This window comes from Vibrio sp. 1249-1 (assembly GCF_033340495.1).
Map to the genome: position 1 here is coordinate 1 of NZ_JAWOWJ010001018.1, position 548 is coordinate 548.

General features: G+C 50.2%; 1 protein-coding gene. It reads right to left on the reverse strand.

Features of this window, described 5'->3' with window-relative positions:
* The coding region (locus R7Z50_RS30225; RefSeq protein ID WP_318150111.1) for a PAS domain S-box protein at positions 1 to 548 on the reverse strand (548 nt) is incomplete at both ends.

Genomic DNA, 548 nt, shown 5'->3' on the forward strand with positions numbered 1-548 from the left:
TGAGCTGGCTCGTCATGCTTGCCATGCGGTAAATAAGCTTTTGCACGAGCACATTATTGGCCTTTATCATGGCGGTTTCGCCGCGTTCTGCTAATAACTCGTTGGTGGTGAGAAGGGTGCGCAATCCGGTAAGAGGTTGATTCAACTCGTGGGTAATCGCACTCGACATGCGGCCCAACGCCGCCATTTTGCTCGATTCAATCAATTGCTCCTGAGCTTGACGTAGCGCTTGCGTGCGCTCTTCTACCCGCTGCGCTAGCTCTTGGTTGATGAGTTGTAGCGATTGTTCAGCCTTTTTGCGTTTACTGATATCGATGAGGGTGGCAAGAAAATACAGCTCTCCGTGCCAAGGAAAGGTCGTTAATGAGAACAGCACCGGGAAAACGCTCCCATCACTTCGCCTTGCCATCGTTTCAACGGCACTGATTTCTGCCAGCTCCTTATGTTTTGGTAGATCTCTGAGCAGTGTGAGCGTGGTTGAGTTGGGATTACCTGCATCAAACAACTCCCAAGCAAAAGTTTGACGATTGACGTTTTCCGGCAAGCAA